Origin of the sequence: Eubacterium sp. AF36-5BH (genome assembly GCF_003460505.1) — a bacterium.
Lineage (GTDB): Bacteria > Bacillota > Clostridia > Lachnospirales > Lachnospiraceae > Eubacterium_G.
This window is the reverse complement of record NZ_QTVG01000012.1, coordinates 1-22810: the sequence shown is the minus strand read 5'-3', so window position 1 is coordinate 22810 and position 22810 is coordinate 1. Positions and strand designations below refer to the sequence as shown.

The following is a 22810-nucleotide window of genomic DNA, read 5'->3' as shown; positions in this document are numbered from 1 at the left end:
TTCCATTATTATAATCATTTTTCAAACCTCTTTATATAACCATTTATGTAACCAAACATCAAATTATACTGATAAATTTATTTAAATAGTTCTTTCTTTACTCTATTAATGTATTGTCTAGAATTTCCTAGTTCTTTTGCAATTTCGTTATCTGTATATCCTAAATATAAATACGTTAAAATTTGTTTTTTCTTTTCTGATAATTGCTGCACTTTACTTTTAAAATCTATAGTTTTTTCAACTTCCAAACTTGTTTCACCTACCAATACTTCTTTTAATTCTTCTACATACTTTCCTTCTGCTTCTTCTCTTCTAATATTAGATTTACACAAATGTGCATATTTAAATTTAATAGCATTTTCAATATATACTATACACTGTCCATCATATTTACAATTTGATATTCTTTGAATAGCTTCTATTATTGCTAAATTCAATTCCTGTTCAGCATCTTCCTTATCCATAAAATAAATTTTCTTTACATATTTGTTTATTATCGGTTTCATAATTTTTAAAATCTCCATTACTGCTTCGGAATTATTTTTTGCCTTATTAACTAAATTTGCGAACTTTTCTGCCTTCATACTTGTCTCCTTTTCTTTTTAAAAAGAAAAAAGAGACAAATATGTAAACTCTTAAAAACATTTTTAATTAATTTCTATATAACTTGCACTCACAATATTTACTTTTTCAAACTATACTGTATTCTAAATATTTTTAACCTCATATGCTTTTTAATCTTGTTTAACTTACTATGTTGATCTCCATTTATTTTTGCAAATATATTTACAAATAAGCTGTTTTTCTCTTATTAATCAATATACTAACTCAATGTATAAATTATCAACTATAGAAAGAAGGCGATATTATGAGAAAATATTTAAACAGATTAAAAAATCCAGCTACAATAATTGGACTAACGGGATATTTATTAACAATTCTTTCATCACTTGGATTTATTATAGACAATGATACTATAATGACAGTAGTACAAAGCATTTGTGCAATATGTGTTTTGTTAGGCATTCTAAATAATCCTGACACATCCGGTATAGACTTTCCACAAAAGAAATAATTTTTTTTGGTAAAGTTTTAATTAAACGTACGTTGAGTTAGTATTTTATTATTACAAGAATTTATATTTTTATATAACATTTTTTTAAATCATTCTACCTTATTTGCTTAATTAGGTAATAACATTGACTAATTAGCAAACCACCTCTCTTGACAAAAAAAAATTCACATTATAATATTAGGATAATTGTTTTTAAAGGAGTTTCTATATTATATGATTAGAATATTGTTTGAAAGATTTTTACCACTTACCTTATATTTTACGACTCTCGTTTCAATAATGATTATTGGAACATTTATCCCTCATTCATCAGATTTATTCTACTTATGGTATTTTGGTTTCTATTGGATTTTTTATCATGCTATAATCTATGTCACAAGTTTTTTTATTGGACTCATTACACAAAAAAGAAATAAACGCACTAAACCATATTATTTTTTATTGTCTTCTCTAATATTTTTTATCATAAATACCTTTGCTTTATTTCTTCCTTTGTTAAGCATTATTAAAAGTTCATACCATAATTATAACTTTGAAACCATTATATACTTTGCCTTTATTTCTTTTATTTCAACACTCATATTTTTATTAGGTCAATTAATTAGCAAAAAATTTTTTCATAATAAATTATGATTACACTTACAATTAGACAACCCTTAAATTTTCTCTCCTGCAATTTGACTAAATATTGGTTTTAAATCCAAAATGTGACTGTTGCAGAACACAACAGCCACACTCCTATTATTTAATTTAAATCATACTATATACATAATTTGCAAATGAAGAACAACATGCTTGAATTACTTCATCAGAAGGATTATCTGCTTTCAATAAAAGCAATCCTACTTTTTCGTCCACACCTGTCATCTTATCATATACTGCAGCTTTTAATCCTCCTAGAGTTTTTGAGCATCCAATCTCATCAAAAATCTGTTCAAATCTCTTTGCGTATTCTGCTGTATAATACCATGATAATGCTTTTGAAAATCTATGATAATCCGTTTCATCTGTATAACTTCTAATTTTTTTCTGTATAGCATACGCATCAAAATCACAGCAAAAATCTGAATAATTACACGTTAATGTATTTTTTCCGATGGTCATATTTGCTATAGTTTGTAAATCTTTATCCTTATATATCTCAAAACCATCCTTATTTTTATTTTCGTAATTAATAGTTGTATCACTCATACCAGTTGCAAGGTCACCTCCCCAGCCAGCCCAAAATGAAGGAGGTAATCCTGTTCCTAAATAAGCTTCTATCGTTGCTGCCATATGACTTAGATCTATGAGCCCTATATTCCCATCTGATAAAAGAAATCTCTTTTCTTTAGATGTTTCCTTTCTTATGTAAGGTTTTAGTCTACTATATAACTCAGCATTATTTTTCTTCACATAATTGGAAAATGCTTCGTCAACTGCATGACCTGTAGTAAAGAACCATTGCCATCCTTCATATTCTTCACCCCTTAAAAAGTTAGTTATTCCATTAACAACCACATTTGGTGTGACAATACTTGGATTTGTTGTTGAACCCACATTCTTTTCATAATAAGTTACATACATACTTTCCAAATTTTTAATATCATCAATTAATGTATTGATTGATGGTTCCTTTACTGTTGGAATTTCTGGTCTTTCATAACTGCTATGTTCCACTTTGCTTACTAATGGAAAACGTCCTGAATACATTGTTTTATCTAAATCAAAATCCCATCCAGATTCTGATACTTTTATTTCATAGTATTGATCTAAATTCCATTTTTGAGGAATTTTAAATCCCATATTTCCACTAAATCCATATGACATATCACTTACAAAACTTGTTTCTGCAAATCCTTTATTGCAAACTTGTGTGCACACATTACGTGTTCCATATACCCCAATTTTATATTCTGGATCAAAATTTTCTGACAATGATTTAAAATATGGTAATATCTTTCCTGTAATATCTCCATCTAATGGATCTGTATCAACAGCAAAATATATTATACTATCTTTTGGAATGCCGTATTTTCTTGCTGCTTTTGTTGATTTTTCTGCATCTATTTTTCCTCTCGCAGATGTAAAATATTCAAGATTTGCACCTGATTCTTGAAAAATAGGAAACAGTTTCATACCATTAGAAATAATTCGCTCTACTTCTCCTTCTCTTAATTCTTTAAAACTACCTCCTGTTAAATATCGTCCTATTACTTCATAACCATTTGCCTTTAGTATATTTAAACGATCTTGTGTCATTTCAAATCTTGTATCACAACCATTACTTGATCTGTCAGTATTGCCTCTACTCACCAATAATGCCATCCAAGTATTAGTATCTGCTTTTTTTGTTCTAGTTAGTAACATGTCTTTTTGAAATTCATCTATTTTATTTTCTAAAGCTGTATCCCAAGTTGTAGACAGCAAGACATCATATCCGTTACAACATAATGCTGCCCTAAATAAATAGATTGCCTCTTCATTCGTTTTTGATGGCAACATTGGTAATCTATTCTTTGTACCTTCTCCAAAATATCCCGTTGCCTCACTTACAGAAAATTTTTCGATTGCCTGTAGCACCTTAATCATAGCTTGATTCATTTCTCTTCCATAAACTCCATCACATGGAGCAAGTCCTATATAATCAATATACTTATTATTAAAATGCTGCTGTATTTGTCTTATCTTTTCGTTTCCTCCTCTTAAGGTTAAAGTGACGTACTGATTCATGGATAACAATGCTTTCATTACCGCAAGTGTAACTGTAGAATCTGTATTAGTTAAACCTGCGTCTTCTTTCATTTTCTTAACAGCTCCTCCTGTACCACTATAAAAGTGTTTTGTTATTCCTGTTGCTCCTGTTGAATAGCCTTTACACCATAATGCCCCTTGAATAATTGCATATATGTTATTTTCTGTAGTATCGCTACTATTTTGCTGTTTTATTCCATTCGGAAATTTAGAATTAAATTTTGAAATTGTAGTTGGTCCAAAGCTATCTGCTGTTGCAGTAATTCCTAATTCAATTTGCAAAGCTCTTGTTAATGCATAAATTGTGGTCCAACCAGTAATTCCATTTTCTGGTATAACTTCGTACCCTGAATTTCCTCCATACATTGCATTCAAATAAACTTGCGTTCTTTTTACCATTTCATCCATAATATTATTCTCCTTAATTTTTTTCATAAGCGCTTATACCATATAAAAAGGTAATATACATATTTTTGTAAACTTCTTATTCAAAATTATTTTCTTATACTGCACTTTTTTCCTTTTTACGTTAAGAATATACACACTTGGCTATTAGAACAATTCTCCAGTCATCCCCTTTTCCATTATCACAAGTTGACAACATCAGCATCTGTTCTCCATACTTGGGTTTATTCCCCTGTCTCCACAAACTATGCTCTTCCACCTTGTCAACGAACTCGTCATACTCTTTCTTATCCCTTGCCATTACAAATTTCCAGTATTCAAACTTATGTATGTTAACACTCATCACTGCAAACACTTCATACTCTCTCTTTTTATCCGTTGTAAAATATATCTTCCTGTGCTTATTAAAGAACTCCTTATCCTTATACTTCTCCAATGCTCCAAACATTTTTCCTCCGTTTATGTTGTGACCATAAATAATCAGGTTATCTGATTTTTTCACATCACAGTATGCACTTAAATATGGTGTTCCATAAAAACCGTAATTCCTGTTAAAATCATGATTCAAATAAAAATCCGGTTTGTCCTTTGTCTGCATCACAGGATAACTTATTGTTGTTCCCGGTATTTCCACATAACCTATGCAGTCCTTGTTTTTCTTTACAAGACCATTTACATCAGACTTCTTTTCTGTCACACTCTCCTGTATGTTCTTAAATTCATTCTCATACTTTCTCTCTGTTCTTTTTTCCTTAAAAAAAGGGACAGCTGCAATCACAGCCATCCCCACTAAAAGAAGTATCAGAGATATTTTAATTATCCTCTTCATCGTCCTTCTCCTGTTTAAAATTGTATTTTGACCTGTCCTTTGCTCTTACGCATGCAAAACATCCAAGTGCAAGTAATAATGAAATAAATGAAACCACCATTCCTGCTGTTTTTCCATTAATGCCTGTCTGTGGTGTGTCAGGTACCACAGGGATTCTTTCATCCGTAACTGTAAGTTTCTGAACCTTTCCCGTGTCCTTAATTCTTATTTTCTTATCCTTTGCAACCTTGTAATGCTCTGGTGCATCCACTTCCTTAAATGTGTAGGTTTCTCCTGCCTTAAAGATGCCTTCGATAAATTTAGCTTTCTTTCCGGTTGTAAACTCATACACCTTCTTGCCCTTGCTGTCATATACATTGTACTTTGCACCACCAAGCTGTTTCTTTGTGTCTGATGCAATCTTGTTGAATTCAACCTTGATTGTGTCATCCACCATGTTTACCTTCTGGACTTTTCCATCATCAGCCACCGTGAATTCAATACTTGTTGCTGTTGCGTATCCGTCTCTTGGTTTTGTTTCCATTAAAACATAAGTTTTTCCCACGGCATACTTTCCTTCAATCACATGGCTCTGTCTTGATGAAACCCATTCATCCATTACCTTTCCTGTGTCCTTTTCAGTTACCTGCATATGACATCCCGGAAGTTCCTTTCCATTTGTAATGTCTGTCTTTGAAAATTCAATCTTTGTTGTGTCATCATACATTACCACCTGATTGTCAATATTTTCATTAAAAGCATCACCATCTTTTATAAGTACCCTTGTCTTTGCATTTTCATCATCACTTTCCACAAGTTTAAAGGTAATGTCATTTGTGGTTACAAAACCGTCCGCCGGCTTTGTTTCTGTTAATGTGTATTCCCTGTCATGGAGTAAGCCGTATATCTTAACTGCATAACCGTCACCTTTTTCTACACGAACGTTATCATATCCCATCTCATCAATCTTTTCATTTAACTTAACTGATGAAATGTCACCTGTAATCCAGCTTACGATTTCGTTACCATTTTCATCGCTGATTTTCAAATGGCAGTCCTTAATCTCAACTGATGATGCAATCATTCTTTTGCTGATTACTGTTTCAGTCTGTTCTTCCTTAACCACTGCCTTGGTTGATACAGCTGCAGTTTTCTGATCCTTGTATTCAAGATGTACCTGATGCTTTTCCCTGTTAATGTAATAACTGTCGCTAACACTTTCTTCAAGGAAATAGTAATCTCCTGAATTTAAGTTGCCTTCCATCTTTCCATAACCTTCATCCATTACAGGTACATCAAATGGGATTTTCGCCTTTCCTTCCTTGTCAGTTGTTACTGTTGCAATCTTTTCACCTGCAGCAACAATCACATTTCCATTCTTATCGTAAATGTTGTCCCTTGAATAAAATCCAAATCTTGCATTTCCAACAGGCTCATTTGTCTTTGAATCCTGCTTTTCAAGTGTAATGTCTGTCTTTACCATGTCATTGTGTATGTCAATCTTTCCATCCTTTGAGTTTTCAGAAATGTCAAACACATACTCATCATCCTTGTTATTCCACTTAAAGCTTAAGTTCCAGAATGACTGTTCTGGAAGAACATAACCATAGTTTGTCTTTACTTCTTTTAAGGTGTATTCTCCAAGTGGAACATTAAGTGTCATTGTTCCGTCATCGTTTAACACGTAACCACAGATACCATTGCAATCATTTGTAAACTCTGCCTTTTCACCTGTTGTAATTTTTGCAACAACTGAATCCTTTTTAAACAATACTGTTCCCTGATTATCCTGTGACATGATGTCTTCTCTTGCAGTAAGTTCAAATACAACACCATTTAGCAATGTGTCCTTGTAGTTAAATGGATTAAATAAGTCTGATGTTGTTTCATTTTCACCATTCTCTGCATTACTTCCCTTTGTTCCATTCTTTTCTGTGTTAACTAAATTATTGATTTCCTCATCTTTATCTGACTTACTTTCTTCTGAATTGCTTTCATCATCTTTCTTGCATAATTCAGGACCACTTTTATTTATTGTAAATTTTCCGTAAGTCACATCATTATAGTACTCACACTCTGCATACAGATATTCCTTACCAAGCTTGTCCACCATTGTCTTGTATGAGTTACTGCTAATCTCAACCATTACCGGCTGTCTGTTCACCCTGTATCCTTCAGGTCCTTCGATTTCATAAACCCTGTATGTGCCGGCTTTCAATTTCTCATAAGTAATGATTTCTCCTGTTTCATCTGTTACAAATCTGTCCACAACCTCTATTGCATTTCCATTGCTGTGTGTCTGTGTCACAAGAGTTTCCTTGCCATCTTTATCAACTTTGTAAATCTGGTATGTTGTTCCAGCCTTTAAAACTGTCTGATTTGTTTTTGAATCCTTCTTTACGATTTTTAGATATGCGTTGAATTCCGGATTGTTTAAAAGATACTTGTATGTCTTTCCGTTTTCCTTCACATTCACGTAAAAGTCAGGACACTTTTCAGTGTTTGTAGCTCCAACAGTCTGATGAACCACATATGTTCCATATGGCATCTTCTTTGACTTTGCATAACCTGTTAAATCTGTTGTAAGAATGTCTCTTTCTGTTGCCTTTGCCTTGTCATATGAACCTGCACTTGCAAGGTAAATCTGAAACTGTGCCTTGTTTTCAGGTGCAACAATACCTGCAAGACCATTTCCCATTCCCTTAATAATTGATACGTCACCTTTTACCACGTCGTCATCAACCTGTGTTTCTGCCGAATTGTATTCGTTGGTAAACTGCTGACCATCCTTTGTGATTGTGTATACCTTGTCATTTTTAAGGTAGCCTTCAGGCGGTGTAATTTCCTTTAAGTACATGTTTACACCACATCTGTAATAGTCTGTTTCAAATGTACCCTTGGCATTGGTCTTGTATGACTTTACAAGTTTTGTGCATGCTACATCTGAATATACTCCATACACTGCGCCTTCCAATGTTGCATCTCCCTGTGGTGTACTGCCTGTTTCAGAATCCTTTTTCCACACAGTCATTTTTACTTTCTTGTATTTGTCCTTAAGAACAGGCTTGTATGCAAGCTTGTAATTACTGTATAACTCTTCTGCAGTCTCGGGCCACTTTCCGTCACTGTTCTTCTTCCATGAATCAGACTTTGTAAGTGTTACTGTAACCTTGTTTGATGACTGACTGGTAATCTTGTTTAAACCTGCATCAACAACAAACGATGTAAGAATGTTGTTGTTACCTGATGAGATTTCCTCTATAACATAATTGTTTGAGATATCATCCATCTGGTCATTGATGTCATTCTTTATTAACTTTTGTGCTCCTGCTTTTGACAAATCTGATGCATATGAATATCCTTTGTCATCTAAAGTATCTTTTATCTCTTTCTTCTCATCATTTGTCATTCCCTTTAAGTCATTGTCCTTTACATAGTAATACTTCTTTGAATTTAACTGATATGTAAATCTAAAGATAATCTTACCATTTGAATCTGTTTTAACATCCTGTGTAAACGTTGTAGCATCACCATCTACGTCTTCCTTAACTGAGTCTCCCCAACCATTGTACTGATAAGAATATAATTCTTTAATATTCTTTGTTGTAAATCTAAATGTAACCTGTGACAATGCCTTGCCATCTTCATCCTGCTTCTGTAAAGTTATTCTCTGACGATAATAGTCACTGGATTTTAACGGATAAAAATTATATTCTGTTTCTGTTGAATTTATCTGTAATAACCTCTGAACCTGATTCTTTTTTGTACTTCCTGAATATTCCCAAATATCCACATCACATGATACTGTCTTTCCAGGATTAAAGATATCTGAATATATGGTATCGTTTGAATAATAACCGGTGTTTTTCTTTACCTGGCTTATTATGTCCTTTAATCCACTTTCGCTTGTAATTCCTTCTTCAACAGCCCATATAAGACACTGTGCATATACCCAAGCCTTATTACTTTTATTCTTGCTTATGGCATACCAATATCCAATTTTAGCTTCCAACGCATCTTTCTTATTTGAACTGTCACTGCTAATTGTCTTTGTCTTTGAAATATAGGTATATCCTGTATGACATGCCAATCCCAAATCCATACAAAAAACCGGCTTTTCATTTACAAGTGTCTGTAGCCATATGCCACTTTCACTTTTCGAGCCCACGTTGACTGTTCCAAGCTTTCCTAAGGAATCCAACGATGCTGTTCCTGATGCTGCTTTTACATTACTTGTTGGCAATGTGGCTGTAAGTAACATTACCATTGCCAATAATCCTGCTATAATTCTCTTAACTTTCATTTTCACATTTCCTCCTAAAAATTTTGTCTTTGTGCAAAAAAAGAACGCCTTAACTTAATAAGACGTTCTAACTATTTTATTTACTTGTTTCATTGAGTATTTTGTCTACATTAATGTCTGAAAACAAGGCTACCCAATATGTGCCGTTACCTGATTCATAACATGCTATTGCTCCGCTTTTATGACTGATACTTTTCAAATTATTGTAATGTCCCGGACTGTTCTTCCACTGTTTCATAGCATCTTTATAATTGGTTGCACCCATTGCAATATTCTCACCTGAAACATATGGCTCTCCATATTCCATGCCATTATCACCTTTGTACCAATAATATTCTTCATCTATGCCATAATTCTTATGTAGAAAATCAAACGCTGTGTCTGACCATCCGTTATGTGAAAAGTTCTTGCTTATTTGCTTTGCCCTTATAAGGCAAATCTTATATAACGTATCCGACCATTCAATTTTATCTGCTCCCGCTTTGGTTCTGTAACCATTCTGCACTATGAAAGCATTTTCCGCTGCCACTCTGTCATGAAATCCTTTTTTTATTTTTCCATTGGATTTCTTAACATATGTAAGACTCTTTGTTTTCACTGTTATGGTCTTTGAAAACTTTCCCTGCTCATTTGCTCCATTATCTGTAGATTTATAAGCTCTTACCTTTAGCTTAACTTTTTCATTGGCTAATAGATTTGTCAGTGTATATTTATTATTCTTTGTTGTCTTAACGCATTTCCATTGTTTCACTGCCGGATAATAAACATATACCTTATAACCTGAAACATTTTTCATTTTCTTCCATGTTATCTTATAACCTGCTTTGTACTTAACTGATGTTTTTCTTAAACTTGCATCCATTATTGTCTTGTACTTTTTTGTAATGGAAGAAACCTTAACGTTTGTTACTTTTCCCACTGACTTGGCATTTACGGTTTTGGTGGTAAAACAAAACCCTAGTGTAACAACCAGCATTGCCATAATCAAATATTTACTTTTTTTCTTAATCATTGTTCCAACCCTTCTGTCGAATTGTATTTTAACCATTTATAACAAATATCCATCATTCTTAGTGTTGTGGTAATTCCACCAAGAATTGATAAATATATTCTATCATAGTAATCTTCGATTTCAAATTCTAATGTGGTTGAATTTCGACTCTTTCAACCATACTCTGTATTTTAAACATTGGGACCCGGTGTCCCACTTTCTAATTTGCAAGTTCCGGCATGTCATGTTGCACTCTTGCCTTATAATAACTGTCAATTGTTGTTGGTGCATTATAAAGTGCTGCCAACAGGTATTTCTTAATGTTTTTTATGTTTGTTGTATTATGATTCATACACTCTAACACATACTCAATATGACTGATGTCCAATTTTGAGAATCTGGACTTTACAGTCTCTTTTGGAAACTTTGTACTTGAAATAATAATATAATCATTTTCACTGATAATAGTTTCAACAATAAGATTAACCATTCCATCTATCATTGACTTTTCAAGATAATGTCTACTAATTAAAACATCATAGTCTATGTTATCCTTTACCATTTTTGTATATTTTTCAAAAATTGATTCTTCTTCTCTTCCCATCACATCAACTGCATTTTTCACCATGGGATTAGATAAGATATTATTACTCTCTTTAGTATTATTTATATTAATATTATTACTATTAGTCTTACTAATAAGCGGACCCCTTTTGGTTACTTCTTGAAGTTCACTTTTTACTCCTCTTGATGTAACCTGTCGTACACTTTTAGAAGTTTCCACATCTCCACTTCTTGAAGTGTAAGTTCCTACACCTCTTAAAGTTTCCTTCTGTACACCTTTAGAAGTTTCCATATCTACACTTCTTGAAGTGTGAGTTCCTACACCTCTGGAAGTTTCTCTCTGTATACCTCTTGAAGTTTCCATATTTTCATTCAAATTGTCATCTTCTGCTACATCATCAAAATCTGTGTCATCAGGCTCCGAATGGTCCTGAAACACAACAAAATTCTTTACATATAAGAGGCTTGGAAGTCCCAAACCTCTTCTTTTCTTTTCAACCAATCCAAAATTTTCAAGCTCATTTAAATATCTTACAGCTGTCTTTTTACTAAAGTTAAAGTCCTCCATTATTTCTGCAATTTGATAAATTATGTACACTCTGTTTTCTGAATCGAACCATCTGTTCTTCATTGACAGGTTCATTCGGTCAAGCAAAACTCCATAAAGAAGTTTTGCATTGACTGACAAATCCGCAAACATTGGGTCCACAATCATTGCTTTGGGAATTCTTATGAAATTAAACTGCTCTGCCTGAGCTCCATAATAATAATCAAATGTCATAACCATCACTCTTCCATTTCTCCAATAACTGGTAAATTATGTTCTCCATTTCCGCCTTTGTATAATTTTCAGGAAAATACTGATTAAGTTTCTTTCGGGATATTGTAACCTTTGCACTCTCCTTAGTTTTCTCTTCCGTTCTTTCAATGATGTCTGTTGATTTTTCCTTATTTTTAATTGCCTTAATCTGCTCTAAACTAACCTTATATCCAAGATTGAAATAATCTAAAATATCCTGCTGTTCATTCTCTGACAATTCTGCTATTTCCACTGCAAGTTTTATGGCAATCTTTTTTTCATCTACCATTTCAAGTAACTCCGGTAACAGATTAGTAAGCTTTATGTATCGTGATACCTGTCTCCCTGACAAGCCATTTGCCTCTCCTACAACTTCCCTGCTTTCTGCTCCTTTTATTCCTTTATGGTGAATCGCTTCAAGTTTCATTTGAAATGCATAGGCTTTTTCACTTGGAAGTATTTCTTCCCTTTGAATGTTTGAATCAACCATTACTATTGTTGCATCGTCATCACTTAATTCTCTTATAATAACCGGCACCTTTTCAATTCCTGCAAGCCTTGCTGCATGTGTTCTTCTATGCCCCGATATTATCTCGTATTCTTCGTCATTTGTTTTCCTAACCAATATAGGAAGAAGTACGCCTCTTTCCCTTATTGACTCTGTTAATTCTTCCATTTTTTCATCATCCGACACCTTAAATGGATGATTGCTAAAATCATGTAATTTATCTACATCTATTTCTTTTAATCCGTCTGTTGTTTCCACTTTCAATAATTCATCGTAACTTGTTAATTTTATTTTTTCTCTTACTTTACTCATGTACAAGCACCTCCTCTGTTAATTCTTCATAACTTCTTGCCACTTTTCCCTTTGGATCATGAATATATATACTCTTCCCCTCAGCACTTGTTTCTGCAGCTCTCACTGACATTGGTATTCTGCTGTCAAATATTCCAATTGTTTCTCCGTAGGTGCTCTCTAATGCCATTAATATGTCCTTTGTATAGTTAGAACGCATATCTACCATTGTCATAACCATACCTTCTAGTTTTAGTTCCGGATTTATTTGTTTTCTTACTCTGCTTATCGTCTTTATTAACTGTTGTAATCCTTTTACCGGTAAATACGATGCCTGAACAGGAATTAGTACTGAATTGGCACACACAAGTGCATTAATGGTTATCATTCCAAGACTTGGCATACAGTCAATGAGAATATAGTCATAGTTTTCTTTTATATTAGAAATAAATCTTTTCATTACTAATTCTCTACTCATTACATTAACCATAGAAACCTCTAATCCTGCCAACTCTATGTTTGCCGGGATAAAATCAATATTTTCTTCATGTTTTAAAATAATTTTCTTATAATCAATTTTTTCCTCATTTACAACGTCCATTAACACATTTGCTAATGAATACTCAATCTTGTCTGGTTCATCAATTCCAAGACTTACTGTCATGCTACCCTGTGGATCTGCATCTATTAGCAGAACCCTTTTCCCCTTTCTTGCTAATCCAATACCTAAATTAACTGTTGTAGTAGTTTTTCCTACTCCACCCTTCTGGTTTGCTATTGCAATTACCTTACACATTTCTTTCTTCCTCCTTATATAATTTTTAGAATGAAAACTCATATCGACTCTGATTATTCTGTTACATTTTCGTCTTACTAAAGAAACATGAAGACTTCGCATCTAATTTGGTTGAACCAAAATTTTCCCAAATCAAACCAAAATAAACCAAAATTCTACGATAAGACGTGATAATTTATGATATTTTATGAATTTAAGATATTTTGCATTTTCAGGATTCAGAAAGCAAAAAAAATCCCTCAAACATACTAAAAATAGTACATTTAAGGGATTTTCTCCTCTATAATGTGGGTTTTCACCCATTATAAAATAGAATTCTTTTTTTATAATATCAAGTTATGATAACTTACAATTTATTTCATCTGAAGTGCTAATTTTTTCTATCACTTCCTATTATAATAGGCAAATCACTATATATTTTTTATTGCTCGTCCAACTCACAAGTTGGACTATAAAATCATTGTTATCACACAACTAATTTTTCAACCAAACTCTAATTTTAAGAAAGTTGGACTATTCCAAAACTTGGACGACCCTACAGAGCTAATAACTTAGAATTAAATAGTTCAATTTCTTCATTCATTTTGTCAGGCATAACTTCTGTATAAATATTTGCTGTAGTTGCATAATTGTTATGCCCCATAATCTTCTGAACAACTTTAATATTCATACCTGCCTCAAAACATCTTGTACAAAAACTTCTTCTAAGTGCATGTGGCGATACAGGTTTCATATATACCGGTTCACGATTTTCCTGTACAGATTCATAATCTTCTCGAAGATTAATTGATTGAACAATCTTGTTTATGATTGGTGCAACATTATATCTTGTCGCTGCCGATCCCATTGAAGATGTAAATACTAAATCAGACAGTCCTTCTTCATATTCACTCCTGTACCTTTTCCCCAATTCTTTCTTAATCCTGTCCTGATTCTTTTTTTGAAGCTTTAACATTTTCTTGCAATCAGCCATCATAGGAATATCTCTTACTGAATTAATAGTCTTTGTAGTTGTAAAACGTAAATGTCTTTCGCCATATTCATATTGACTATATAATGCTCTTCTGATATGAATAATATCATTTTCATAATCTACATCTGACCAACATAATCCTCCAACCTCACTGATACGCATACCTGTCAGCAACATAACTTTAAGCATTGGATAGTACCATACATATTCTGTTTCTGCTGTCTCCAAGAATTTTTTCTGCTCATCCACAGTTAAAAATCGCCTTTGTTTGGAATCTGTTTTTTCTGGAAGAATAATATCAAAACAAGGATTTATAGCAATCAGTCCATTATTCTTAGCAGATTCAAAACATTCCCTGAGACTACCGAGAGCATCTTTTATTGTAGTAACACCAATGCCATCACTCATCATTCCATTAATAGCTTCCTGTATGTCAAAATAAGTTATACTGTTTAACTTTCTCTTTCCAATCCTTTCACCAAAAGTTCTTTCATATCTTCTAGTCATAGGGTATACACTTGTAGCTTTTATTTTAGGAACTTTAAATGTATTAAACCATCTGTTTCTGAAAGCATTTACCGTAATATCACTACTTATAAGTATAGGATTCTCAGCCTCTTGAACTTTCTTATCAAATTCTGCCAATACCTGTTCCTTGTCGAATCCTGAAACACGAACTGAATTTCCATTAACCTGTTTTCTTGCTTCCCATAAACCATTGGAGCGTCTTCTTAAATTAGGTTCTTTTTTATTCTTTTTAGTTGTTGTTTTATTCATTTGTTCTACCTCCTGCATAGTCGCAATAGGGAACAAACGTTCTAATTGTATTTTAGCAAAGTTTGCTCTCTTTTACAACCCAATTCTTTGGTTATTTATATATTTTCTATACAAATATTTTTTAATTTAGGATTTAGTCTGTTCAGCTATCCATTTGTCTAATAATCTTTTATTTGCATATGACCTGTTTCCTATGCGTACAACAAACTCATGTGCATGCTCCTTAAAGAGTCTTCTGCAAGAAGTTTTTCCGATACATAGATACTTACATGTTTGCTCTAAATTTAGCAAAGCTGGTTCAAGATAATTTATATCTTCTTTAACGCTTTTTGACTCCATCTTATACTTCATCTATGCCTATCCTTTTTGAATTATTCAAGTATTGTTCTATTATATTTATCAACTCAACCGGTAAATCCTCTTTCCAATATAATGATTCCTCTAAATCAAGTTGTTTCATCAAATTTCTATCCAATAACTTTATAATCCTTTTATTATTGGATAAGTTTCCCAAATGTCCCAACACCTGTCTTTTATCTACTGTTAATATTTGTTCTGTCAGTATTAAAGAATTCTTTTCCAAAAATCCCTCCATGTTTTCCTTATTTACAAAAATATGCATTGGATGCCTATTTTTGTCCATTCGTGAAGTGAACGGACATACATTATAAATCATTGAATTCTGATTACTTTTTTTATTACTAACAATTACACACGGTCTTATACCCGATTGCACACAACTGTTTATATATTTGTCTAATTTAACGTACACAACATCTCCTCTAATCAGATAGTTCTTCCATAAAAGTCTATCATTAACTTTGAATTTTACTTTTTTCACTGTATTGTCCTCCTGCTACTCTATCTTTTTCGTATTGGTAATTCTAGTATTCCTTCCATAACTGATACCACTGTTCCTCCAGCTTCATTTATCATTCCTACTTTTGTATATGCATCAACGCTGTTACGGGATATCTTTGCAATCTCCGTAACAATAATTGCATTTGCATCGCCTTTTTTAATAGATTCAACAACGTTCTGAATTTGTTTATTCATAATCATTGGTCCCATTGCATTTCGCCGAATTATATTTACAATCATAATACCGTGAGCTTTCGCATACTGCTGTATAAACTTCAACTGTTTATTTTCTTTCTTATCTGCTTCATATATGCTTCCATCCTCAGACAAATAAGCTATTGCTCTTAACTTACCTTTCTTTGCGTTTATTACACTCCCATTTCTATGTTTTGACATTTAATGACCTCCTTATATAGCTACATAGGATTATTTTTCTTTTGCAACACTATCTAAAATACTGTTAAAAATTTCCATGCATTGTTTTCTCTTGCTTATTTCTAAACTATTAATTTTATGTTCAAATTCTGATACATTAACGCTAAATCCTAATATTGTATTAGCATCTGTCTCCAATGCATTTGCCACTTGAACTAATGTTTTAATAGTCAAATTTCTAATCCCTTGTTCCACCTTATTTATTGTATCTTCTGATTTTCCAATGGCTTCACTTAAATCTAAAACCGACATATTATTCTCTTTTCGTATTGTTCTAATGTTTTGCCCGACTATATAAGAATCATATATGTTTAAGCTATTTTGTCTCATTTCTATTCTCCTTAGTTTTTAATTCATAATTTTACATTACAGCTTATTTTTTATAATTTATTTAGCAACCACATTCGTAATTGACTGTTGCAAAACATCCCTCGTCAAACAGATAAACTCCTACTCCACAATCTATCATTACCTCAAGAAATGCCTGTCTTTCAAGTTCATTATCGCTGATATCTTTTAATGTTCTGACTACAACAAATTTAATGTTTTCTTCTTCCATCTCATAAAGAAATTGTTTTATCATTTCTCTTTCAATCGTTGTTTCATCACTGGCATCAAGAAACCAGTAATCTACATTTAATCCACGATTTCTACACTCTTTTCCTATACGCTTTGCAACATCAACAACTGTATTAAAATCTTTTCCCGACTTAATAAAAATCACTCCATTAGCTACTTCTCTTCCGTCAAATATTTTTCGCATAAACTTGTTCCTTCTTTCATTATTATTTGACTAATCAATGTGCACGTTTCTTAATCACACGATAACTTTATCGAATTTTCACGATGTTTTCTATGTGGTTACTTGCGTACTTACTACGTATCGTTTACGTATCCTTAAATGTTATCCAATATACCCTTTAATATCTTCATAGCAAGATTCTTTTTTTCTTCCGGAATATTATGCAATAAATCATTATTTTCTTTTCCCACAATTATGTAGTCTAATGATGTTTCCAAAGTCCGTGCCATTTCTACAAATGTTTCTATGCTTGTACTATGTGCTCCAGACTCTATTCCACTATATGTTCTTGGGGATATTCCAATCTCATCTGCAAAGCTTCTCTGCGTATAACCCTTTTGCTTCCTTAAATATTTAATTCTACTTCCGCTCTCTTTTATGTCGTAATACAAATCAGCCCCAACTTTCCGGCTGCTGTCGAAAATATAGAAGTCTGATATATAAAACTTTTCGTGGCAAACTTGTACTTACATTTTGACATCTTGGCATAAATGCAAATTTTTCCCTAATCAATTGAAAAAATCTATAATTATATTTTGCACAATAAACTTGGAATTTTTCCTTTACCATCTATATCTTCTCCTACGAATCTTTGTTTAGAACACTTCATCTTCCTTTAAGCCAACTTGTTTCAATTACTGGTTTCCTTAAATAATCATATATTTTTCTTTTGCTCTTTTCCTCCCAACATTATTCGGAAATACATTGAAATTATCCGAATCATATTCCGATTTATCCTTTTTCAACAAAAAGAATTACTCAACTCCTAAAATCTACCAATTTAATTAATAGCAAAAATCCTAGAATAGATATACGATATAAGTCTATTTAATTTACAAATGCAAAGGAGATTTTATTATGAGCAACTTACAGACAAATATTGAAAATTATTTAAAATACTGTGAAGAACAAAAAAGACTGGACTATAAAACACTAAAAGCATATAGAATTGATTTATCTCAATTTTGTCAAGATATTTCTACACCTAATGTGACGGATATTACATCGACTATGCTTGAGAACTACATAAGTAAGCTTCACCGAAAATACAAGCCTAAAACTGTAAAAAGAAAAATAGCATCTATGAAGGCTTTATTTCATTATTTTGAATACCGTGAAATTATTGATTTAAATCCATTTAATAAAATACTAATTAAATTTCGTGAACCGACAAATTTACCCAAAATAATTCCTTTAAACACTGTAGAAGAAATGCTATCTACTATATATATAAAAAAGGCAGTTGCAAAAACTACTTATCAAAAGAGAAATGCTCTGCGTGATGCAGCTACAATAGAATTGCTATTTGCTACTGGTATGCGAATATCTGAACTATGTTCATTACAGGTAGATGATGTTAATTTAGAAGACGGAACTATTTTAATATCCGGAAAGGGTTCGAAAGAGAGACGATTGCAGATTGGAAATATTGAAGTTCTTAATATTTTAAAAGAATATAGATTAGATTTTTCTAAAGAAATTGCAAACTGTGGACATTTCTTTGCTAACCAGTCTGGGCATCCTTTATCAGATCAGACAGTACGAAGAATAATAAACAAATATACTTCTCTCGCATCTATCTCCCAGCATATTACACCTCATATGTTTCGTCATACATTTGCAACCAGCCTTTTAGATGCAGATGTGGATATACGATATATTCAAGAAATGCTCGGACATAGTTCAATTAATATTACAGAAATATACACTCATGTAACTACTGCAAAACAAAGAGATATTCTGACTAATAAACATCCACGGAATGGTTTTCATATTTAGATAAATATGCTATTTATATTATTTACGAAAATCATAATTTCAACAATATTATTCAATATAAAATCAATGCAGCAACATTTGAATTTTCAAAGTTGCTGCATTAATATGTTCTCTATTCTACTTCACATATGGATACTTTATATTGCTATGAGGATTTTTTACTAGAACAGGATTTTTTACAAACTTATTTCTTTTTCTTGTAAATGAGCCTTTATATCCTTTATTTTTAGAAACGATTTCCCAAAGCCTAAGTTTAACATGTTCAAACACATCATCTCTCCTTAAATACTGTATATATTGTTTTTCAATAAGTAATTTAGATATTCTCACGCTACTATCTGAATCCGAAATTTCATTTAATTCAAGTAAATATTTTTCAATATCTTCGTCTGATTCTAAGCAAACTAAAACAAATTCTACTACATCAAATGTTTGCTTGAATTTTTGAAATGGTCGTACCATATCAAAATTACATTTTCCCATATAACAGAACATATTTTTATTATAAACATATTCAATAAAATCATCATTACTTATAAGATAATTGAGTATTTCTGATTCTTCTCTATAAAGCAAAATAATTTTTTCAACGGGAACTCCTTCCATAGGGAATTCGAATTTGTTTTCATATAAAATTTTTCCCACTATATAATACTCATAACATTCATCTTCTAATAATTTATCCCTTATATTGCTATTTAATGGATAAGATGGTGTAAGAGCTTTTATATTTTGTATGGTACATTTTGAACACATATTTAGCTGGTTAATGAAATCAATATATTTATCAGTATTTAGTTCAGTATATACTATTTTTTCCAACTCCTCATCTAAATAATTTACTGATAACATGAATTTTTTTGCTTCTTCAGCTATATTTAAATTCAGTGGAGCTGTCAACATCTCTATAACTTTACTAATTTGTTCTTTAGTCATAGAGTTAAACATAATCTTTTTATTGTCTAATCCATAAACAATTTTTTCAATTATAGTATTGTCAGCACATGCGTCCACATATTCATCATTAAATAAATATTCAAATATAATGTAGCACTCTCTACCTTCTCTTATATCTGAATTAATACATTCTAATACTCTATCTAAATTCGTTTCATTTATTCTATCTCCAGAAAGCCACTTAAGCCCATATTCAAATTTTTCCATTTGAAATATTTCCTTATTACAAATGAGTTCATATCTATCCGAATATAATTTCTCGTAAAATTTGGGAAATACACCATTATTTTGTTCAATTATCTCAAATCTTATTTTAGGGACATAATAAGAATCTATATTGTTAATATTTTCACATGCAGAAATTATTCCCGCTGCATTTTCTTCCTCTGTAAAGTTCATTTTCTGCAAATTGTCCTTTTCGCAATAATGCAATAACGGCGTCTCATACAATTTCTTTTCTATCAGATTTGTTATAATTTCATCACTCAATCCTTCAGTTAACTCTAACCTATTTATTAATTCAAAATATAAATCTGTTAGTCTTTCAACCGGCAAATTATTAACATATTCAACCATTTTTATCTTTTCAAATTTTCCAGCTATTGCTTGATCTGCTAAAACTGTAAATATCGAGTCCCGTACAATTTTATTATTACTTATAAAACTGTATACACAATCGACTATATTTTCAAAATCGACAACTTCCATTATTGCTTCTTGTACATTGACTGCATTTTCTAAATTTGATTCTACAAACTCATCTTCTACTAACATATCCTGTATATAAGCATAATTTTCAGAATCAATGTAACTCATATCGACAAGTTTTATTGCTTTATTCACATTATTAATCTCTTTGATTTCTCGTTCTTCAATTATTGGTAATTGAACATCTGCATTAATAAACATATTTCTTACAAAATCTATGTCATCTATAAAAATGAGTGTTAGAAGCATCCTTCGATTTATGATTTCTTCTATAGACAAATTATCGCTTTGCGACACTATGCTATCTACAAATCGTCGTAAAAAATCTATATGTTCAATACAATGATTCTTTACATTAGTTAACAGTCTAATATCCTCCTTATTTATTGAAGCTCCGCTATATTTCATTATTAAATCTAGTGACTTTATTAAATTTTCACTATCACATTGTAATGCCATATTAAATAATCTATTATTTTCAAAAATAACTTTTGGAAAAAGTTGACCTCTTCTTTGCACTTTTCTAATAGAATCACTTAACGTCTTTTCTTTATTATTATTATAAATACGTTCTACCTGTCCCCCAAGCTCTTCAATTTTATATTCACTTTCATCAGGTAATTCTATATAATTGCATACTTGTTTTTCGTCGATATTTTTAATATAGCTTCCTTTAGGAAAAGAATAAAAATACATTTTAAAATCTATATCTAATATTCTATTTCCTATCACCATAGCTAATTCTTCGTTAATCTCTTTTGTTCCCAATTTATCAGCTATCATATCCATAGTAATTTTTTTACTGTAAGATTCTTGTATGATTTGTGAAAAAATTCTTTCCTTATGTGTAATTATATAAAACTCTTCATTATATTCTGCTTCTAAATACGTAACCACACAACAAGCTTCTAAATTAATATATGGATTGCTAATATACTTTTTATTTTTCAAATCAATATATAATGAAATAGCTTTATTTAGCCTATCTTTTATTTCTCTTATAGTTAAATTATCCCCTTTATATATCCATTTAAATTCTTTTGGCAATGTGTCATTCTCTGATTCTCTTTCTAGTAATTTATTTAATTGTCTTTTTTTATCCGGCTCGCTATTAATAATATCTCTTAATACAATTTCATAATCATCATAATGAATAGGCTTTAACTCAATAACATAATCAAATACTTTTGAATACATATTTATTCTTTTTGATTGCTTACTTATTTTATCCTCATTATCGTTATCCTCTGCTTTTATATCACTTTGAATTTTTCCCAAAAGACACTCTGGTGCAATTGATACTATAAAAGCAGGCTCTTTCCTCGTACTCTTTTGGTTAAATAAATTATTAAATCTATATAATTCCTTCAAAAAACTAATAACTATATCTTTATTCTCTATTCTATCTAAATCTTCAATTACGATAATTTTTTGTTTTTTTATAGATAACAAAAGTTTGTAAACATATGAATATGCATAAAACAATTCATTAATTTCTGTGATTCTGCTATTTTCATCTTTCCATTTAGAAAATGCCACATTTGTACCAACTAGTCCTATTGCGATAAGTATAATTGATATCAATAACAATGCTGGCGAAAAGACTTTGAAAATATATACTGTTTCTTGTTTTATCCCCCATATTGGCATATAATTTTTTATATTTATTCCATCTAATATGAAATATAACGAAGTGGATATTAATGCTATTATTAAACAAATCCAATATCTTTTTAGACCAATACTAAATGATATAATTCCATAATTTCTGCTAAGTATTTTATTAACATGATTTGCTTTACCTTGACCTATTCCTTTAGCCAACTGGTATATAAAGGTCTTTTTTAACGAGTCATTATCTTTGTCGTCACCTTTATTATCAAGTGCCTCCCACATATTAACCCTAATTTCTTTTTTCTTTGGCTTTGATTTAATTAGCATTTCCGTAAGGCTAGATTTTCCAGTACCATATTCAGCCACAACTCCAACCATTTTTGCTCCATCTTCCAATGCAATATTTATTGCATCCACAGATGATGATATCCCAATAACATCATCGTCTTTATTCATTATCGGAGTATTCATAAATATTATAGGTTCGTAATTTTTTTCCTCTTTTGCCATTTGCAGATCTTTCCCTTTCCTTTTATCCCGTAAACAATATCCTTTTTTATATTATACATTATTAAGAATATTAAGCAAATATGGAGTCTTTTAATAAATGCTGGATAATAGCTGATTATCT

The 22810-nt window shown here is 31.4% G+C and carries 18 protein-coding genes; 2 read left to right on the top strand and 16 right to left on the bottom strand.

From position 1 onward, the window contains the following. Positions 1 to 77: 77 nt before the first annotated feature. Positions 78 to 584 (bottom strand): helix-turn-helix domain-containing protein, encoded by a 507-nt coding sequence (locus DW006_RS11110; protein WP_118000613.1) that lies wholly within the window; start codon positions 582 to 584, stop codon positions 78 to 80. Between the two features lie 284 nt (positions 585 to 868). On the opposite strand from DW006_RS11110, the gene DW006_RS11105 reads away from it, so the two are divergent. Continuing rightward, positions 869 to 1075, top strand: coding sequence for a hypothetical protein (locus tag DW006_RS11105; protein ID WP_118000611.1), 207 nt, complete (start codon positions 869 to 871; stop codon positions 1073 to 1075). Between the two features lie 750 nt (positions 1076 to 1825). Here the strand turns inward: DW006_RS11105 and DW006_RS11100 are convergent. From DW006_RS11100 to DW006_RS11035, 14 genes are all read right to left on the bottom strand, one after another. Beyond that, a complete protein-coding gene (locus DW006_RS11100; RefSeq protein ID WP_158561127.1) occupies positions 1826 to 4216 on the bottom strand; it encodes a glycoside hydrolase domain-containing protein in 2391 nt (796 codons plus the stop codon). 121 nt (positions 4217 to 4337) lie between these two features. After that, positions 4338 to 5042 carry a class B sortase gene (locus DW006_RS11095; protein WP_118000607.1) on the bottom strand — a complete coding sequence of 235 codons (705 nt, stop codon included), beginning with the start codon at positions 5040 to 5042 and terminating at the stop codon, positions 4338 to 4340. Further along, the gene (locus tag DW006_RS11090; RefSeq protein ID WP_243002618.1) at positions 5026 to 9324 is read right to left on the bottom strand and encodes a SpaA isopeptide-forming pilin-related protein; all 4299 of its coding nucleotides are present in this window, start codon (positions 9322 to 9324) and stop codon (positions 5026 to 5028) included. Before DW006_RS11090 ends, DW006_RS11095 begins: the two co-directional genes overlap by 17 nt. Before the next feature lie 76 nt (positions 9325 to 9400). Next, positions 9401 to 10336, bottom strand: a complete 936-nt coding sequence (locus DW006_RS11085; RefSeq protein WP_158561126.1) for a CAP domain-containing protein — start codon at positions 10334 to 10336, stop codon at positions 9401 to 9403. A gap of 199 nt (positions 10337 to 10535) precedes the next feature. Beyond that, positions 10536 to 11666: a DUF6017 domain-containing protein gene (locus tag DW006_RS11080; RefSeq protein WP_118000601.1), complete on the bottom strand. Its 1131-nt coding sequence runs from the start codon at positions 11664 to 11666 to the stop codon at positions 10536 to 10538. Beyond that, complete coding sequence (locus tag DW006_RS11075; RefSeq protein WP_118000599.1) at positions 11650 to 12498, bottom strand: ParB/RepB/Spo0J family partition protein; 849 nt, start codon at positions 12496 to 12498, stop codon at positions 11650 to 11652. Before DW006_RS11075 ends, DW006_RS11080 begins: the two co-directional genes overlap by 17 nt. After that, positions 12491 to 13273 (bottom strand): AAA family ATPase, encoded by a 783-nt coding sequence (locus DW006_RS11070; protein ID WP_118000597.1) that lies wholly within the window; start codon positions 13271 to 13273, stop codon positions 12491 to 12493. The genes DW006_RS11075 and DW006_RS11070 overlap by 8 nt, the downstream gene beginning before the upstream one ends. A 535-nt stretch (positions 13274 to 13808) precedes the next feature. Continuing rightward, positions 13809 to 15023 (bottom strand): site-specific integrase, encoded by a 1215-nt coding sequence (locus DW006_RS11065; protein ID WP_158561125.1) that lies wholly within the window; start codon positions 15021 to 15023, stop codon positions 13809 to 13811. 126 nt (positions 15024 to 15149) lie between these two features. After that, on the bottom strand, positions 15150 to 15374 hold the full coding sequence (locus tag DW006_RS11060) for a molybdate-binding protein (protein WP_243002617.1): 225 nt from the start codon (positions 15372 to 15374) through the stop codon (positions 15150 to 15152). Continuing rightward, the gene (locus DW006_RS11055; RefSeq protein ID WP_118000593.1) at positions 15364 to 15864 is read right to left on the bottom strand and encodes a type II toxin-antitoxin system PemK/MazF family toxin; all 501 of its coding nucleotides are present in this window, start codon (positions 15862 to 15864) and stop codon (positions 15364 to 15366) included. Before DW006_RS11055 ends, DW006_RS11060 begins: the two co-directional genes overlap by 11 nt. A gap of 20 nt (positions 15865 to 15884) precedes the next feature. Beyond that, positions 15885 to 16280, bottom strand: a complete 396-nt coding sequence (locus tag DW006_RS11050) for a recombinase family protein (protein ID WP_118000591.1) — start codon at positions 16278 to 16280, stop codon at positions 15885 to 15887. A gap of 30 nt (positions 16281 to 16310) precedes the next feature. Then, positions 16311 to 16649, bottom strand: a complete 339-nt coding sequence (locus DW006_RS11045) for a helix-turn-helix transcriptional regulator (RefSeq protein ID WP_118000588.1) — start codon at positions 16647 to 16649, stop codon at positions 16311 to 16313. Between the two features lie 61 nt (positions 16650 to 16710). After that, positions 16711 to 17082: a hypothetical protein gene (locus tag DW006_RS11040; RefSeq protein ID WP_118000586.1), complete on the bottom strand. Its 372-nt coding sequence runs from the start codon at positions 17080 to 17082 to the stop codon at positions 16711 to 16713. Positions 17083 to 17216: 134 nt separating this feature from the next. Next, complete coding sequence (locus DW006_RS11035) at positions 17217 to 17513, bottom strand: helix-turn-helix transcriptional regulator (RefSeq protein ID WP_158561124.1); 297 nt, start codon at positions 17511 to 17513, stop codon at positions 17217 to 17219. Between the two features lie 466 nt (positions 17514 to 17979). On the opposite strand from DW006_RS11035, the gene DW006_RS11030 reads away from it, so the two are divergent. Beyond that, the gene (locus DW006_RS11030; protein ID WP_118000582.1) at positions 17980 to 18900 is read left to right on the top strand and encodes a tyrosine-type recombinase/integrase; all 921 of its coding nucleotides are present in this window, start codon (positions 17980 to 17982) and stop codon (positions 18898 to 18900) included. Positions 18901 to 19017: 117 nt separating this feature from the next. Here the strand turns inward: DW006_RS11030 and DW006_RS11025 are convergent, their stop codons facing one another. Beyond that, complete coding sequence (locus DW006_RS11025) at positions 19018 to 22689, bottom strand: hypothetical protein (protein WP_118000580.1); 3672 nt, start codon at positions 22687 to 22689, stop codon at positions 19018 to 19020. Positions 22690 to 22810: the final 121 nt, after the last annotated feature.

Excerpts from the sequence above, each read along its gene's own strand:
- DW006_RS11110 (WP_118000613.1), bottom strand. The coding sequence starts at position 584 with ATGAAGGCAGAAAAGTTCGCAAATTTAGTTAATAAGGCAAAAAATAAT.
- DW006_RS11100 (WP_158561127.1), bottom strand. The coding sequence starts at position 4,216 with ATGGATGAAATGGTAAAAAGAACGCAAGTTTATTTGAATGCAATGTAT.
- DW006_RS11025 (WP_118000580.1), bottom strand. The coding sequence starts at position 22,689 with ATGGCAAAAGAGGAAAAAAATTACGAACCTATAATATTTATGAATACT.
- DW006_RS11040 (WP_118000586.1), bottom strand. The coding sequence starts at position 17,082 with ATGCGAAAAATATTTGACGGAAGAGAAGTAGCTAATGGAGTGATTTTT.
- DW006_RS11080 (WP_118000601.1), bottom strand. The coding sequence starts at position 11,666 with ATGGTTATGACATTTGATTATTATTATGGAGCTCAGGCAGAGCAGTTT.
- DW006_RS11075 (WP_118000599.1), bottom strand. The coding sequence starts at position 12,498 with ATGAGTAAAGTAAGAGAAAAAATAAAATTAACAAGTTACGATGAATTA.
- DW006_RS11060 (WP_243002617.1), bottom strand. The coding sequence starts at position 15,374 with ATGAAGTATAAGATGGAGTCAAAAAGCGTTAAAGAAGATATAAATTAT.
- DW006_RS11030 (WP_118000582.1), top strand. The coding sequence starts at position 17,980 with ATGAGCAACTTACAGACAAATATTGAAAATTATTTAAAATACTGTGAA.
- DW006_RS11050 (WP_118000591.1), bottom strand. The coding sequence starts at position 16,280 with ATGTCAAAACATAGAAATGGGAGTGTAATAAACGCAAAGAAAGGTAAG.
- DW006_RS11090 (WP_243002618.1), bottom strand. The coding sequence starts at position 9,324 with ATGAAAGTTAAGAGAATTATAGCAGGATTATTGGCAATGGTAATGTTA.
- DW006_RS11095 (WP_118000607.1), bottom strand. The coding sequence starts at position 5,042 with ATGAAGAGGATAATTAAAATATCTCTGATACTTCTTTTAGTGGGGATG.
- DW006_RS11070 (WP_118000597.1), bottom strand. The coding sequence starts at position 13,273 with ATGTGTAAGGTAATTGCAATAGCAAACCAGAAGGGTGGAGTAGGAAAA.
- DW006_RS11085 (WP_158561126.1), bottom strand. The coding sequence starts at position 10,336 with ATGATTAAGAAAAAAAGTAAATATTTGATTATGGCAATGCTGGTTGTT.
- DW006_RS11045 (WP_118000588.1), bottom strand. The coding sequence starts at position 16,649 with ATGAGACAAAATAGCTTAAACATATATGATTCTTATATAGTCGGGCAA.
- DW006_RS11065 (WP_158561125.1), bottom strand. The coding sequence starts at position 15,023 with ATGAATAAAACAACAACTAAAAAGAATAAAAAAGAACCTAATTTAAGA.
- DW006_RS11105 (WP_118000611.1), top strand. The coding sequence starts at position 869 with ATGAGAAAATATTTAAACAGATTAAAAAATCCAGCTACAATAATTGGA.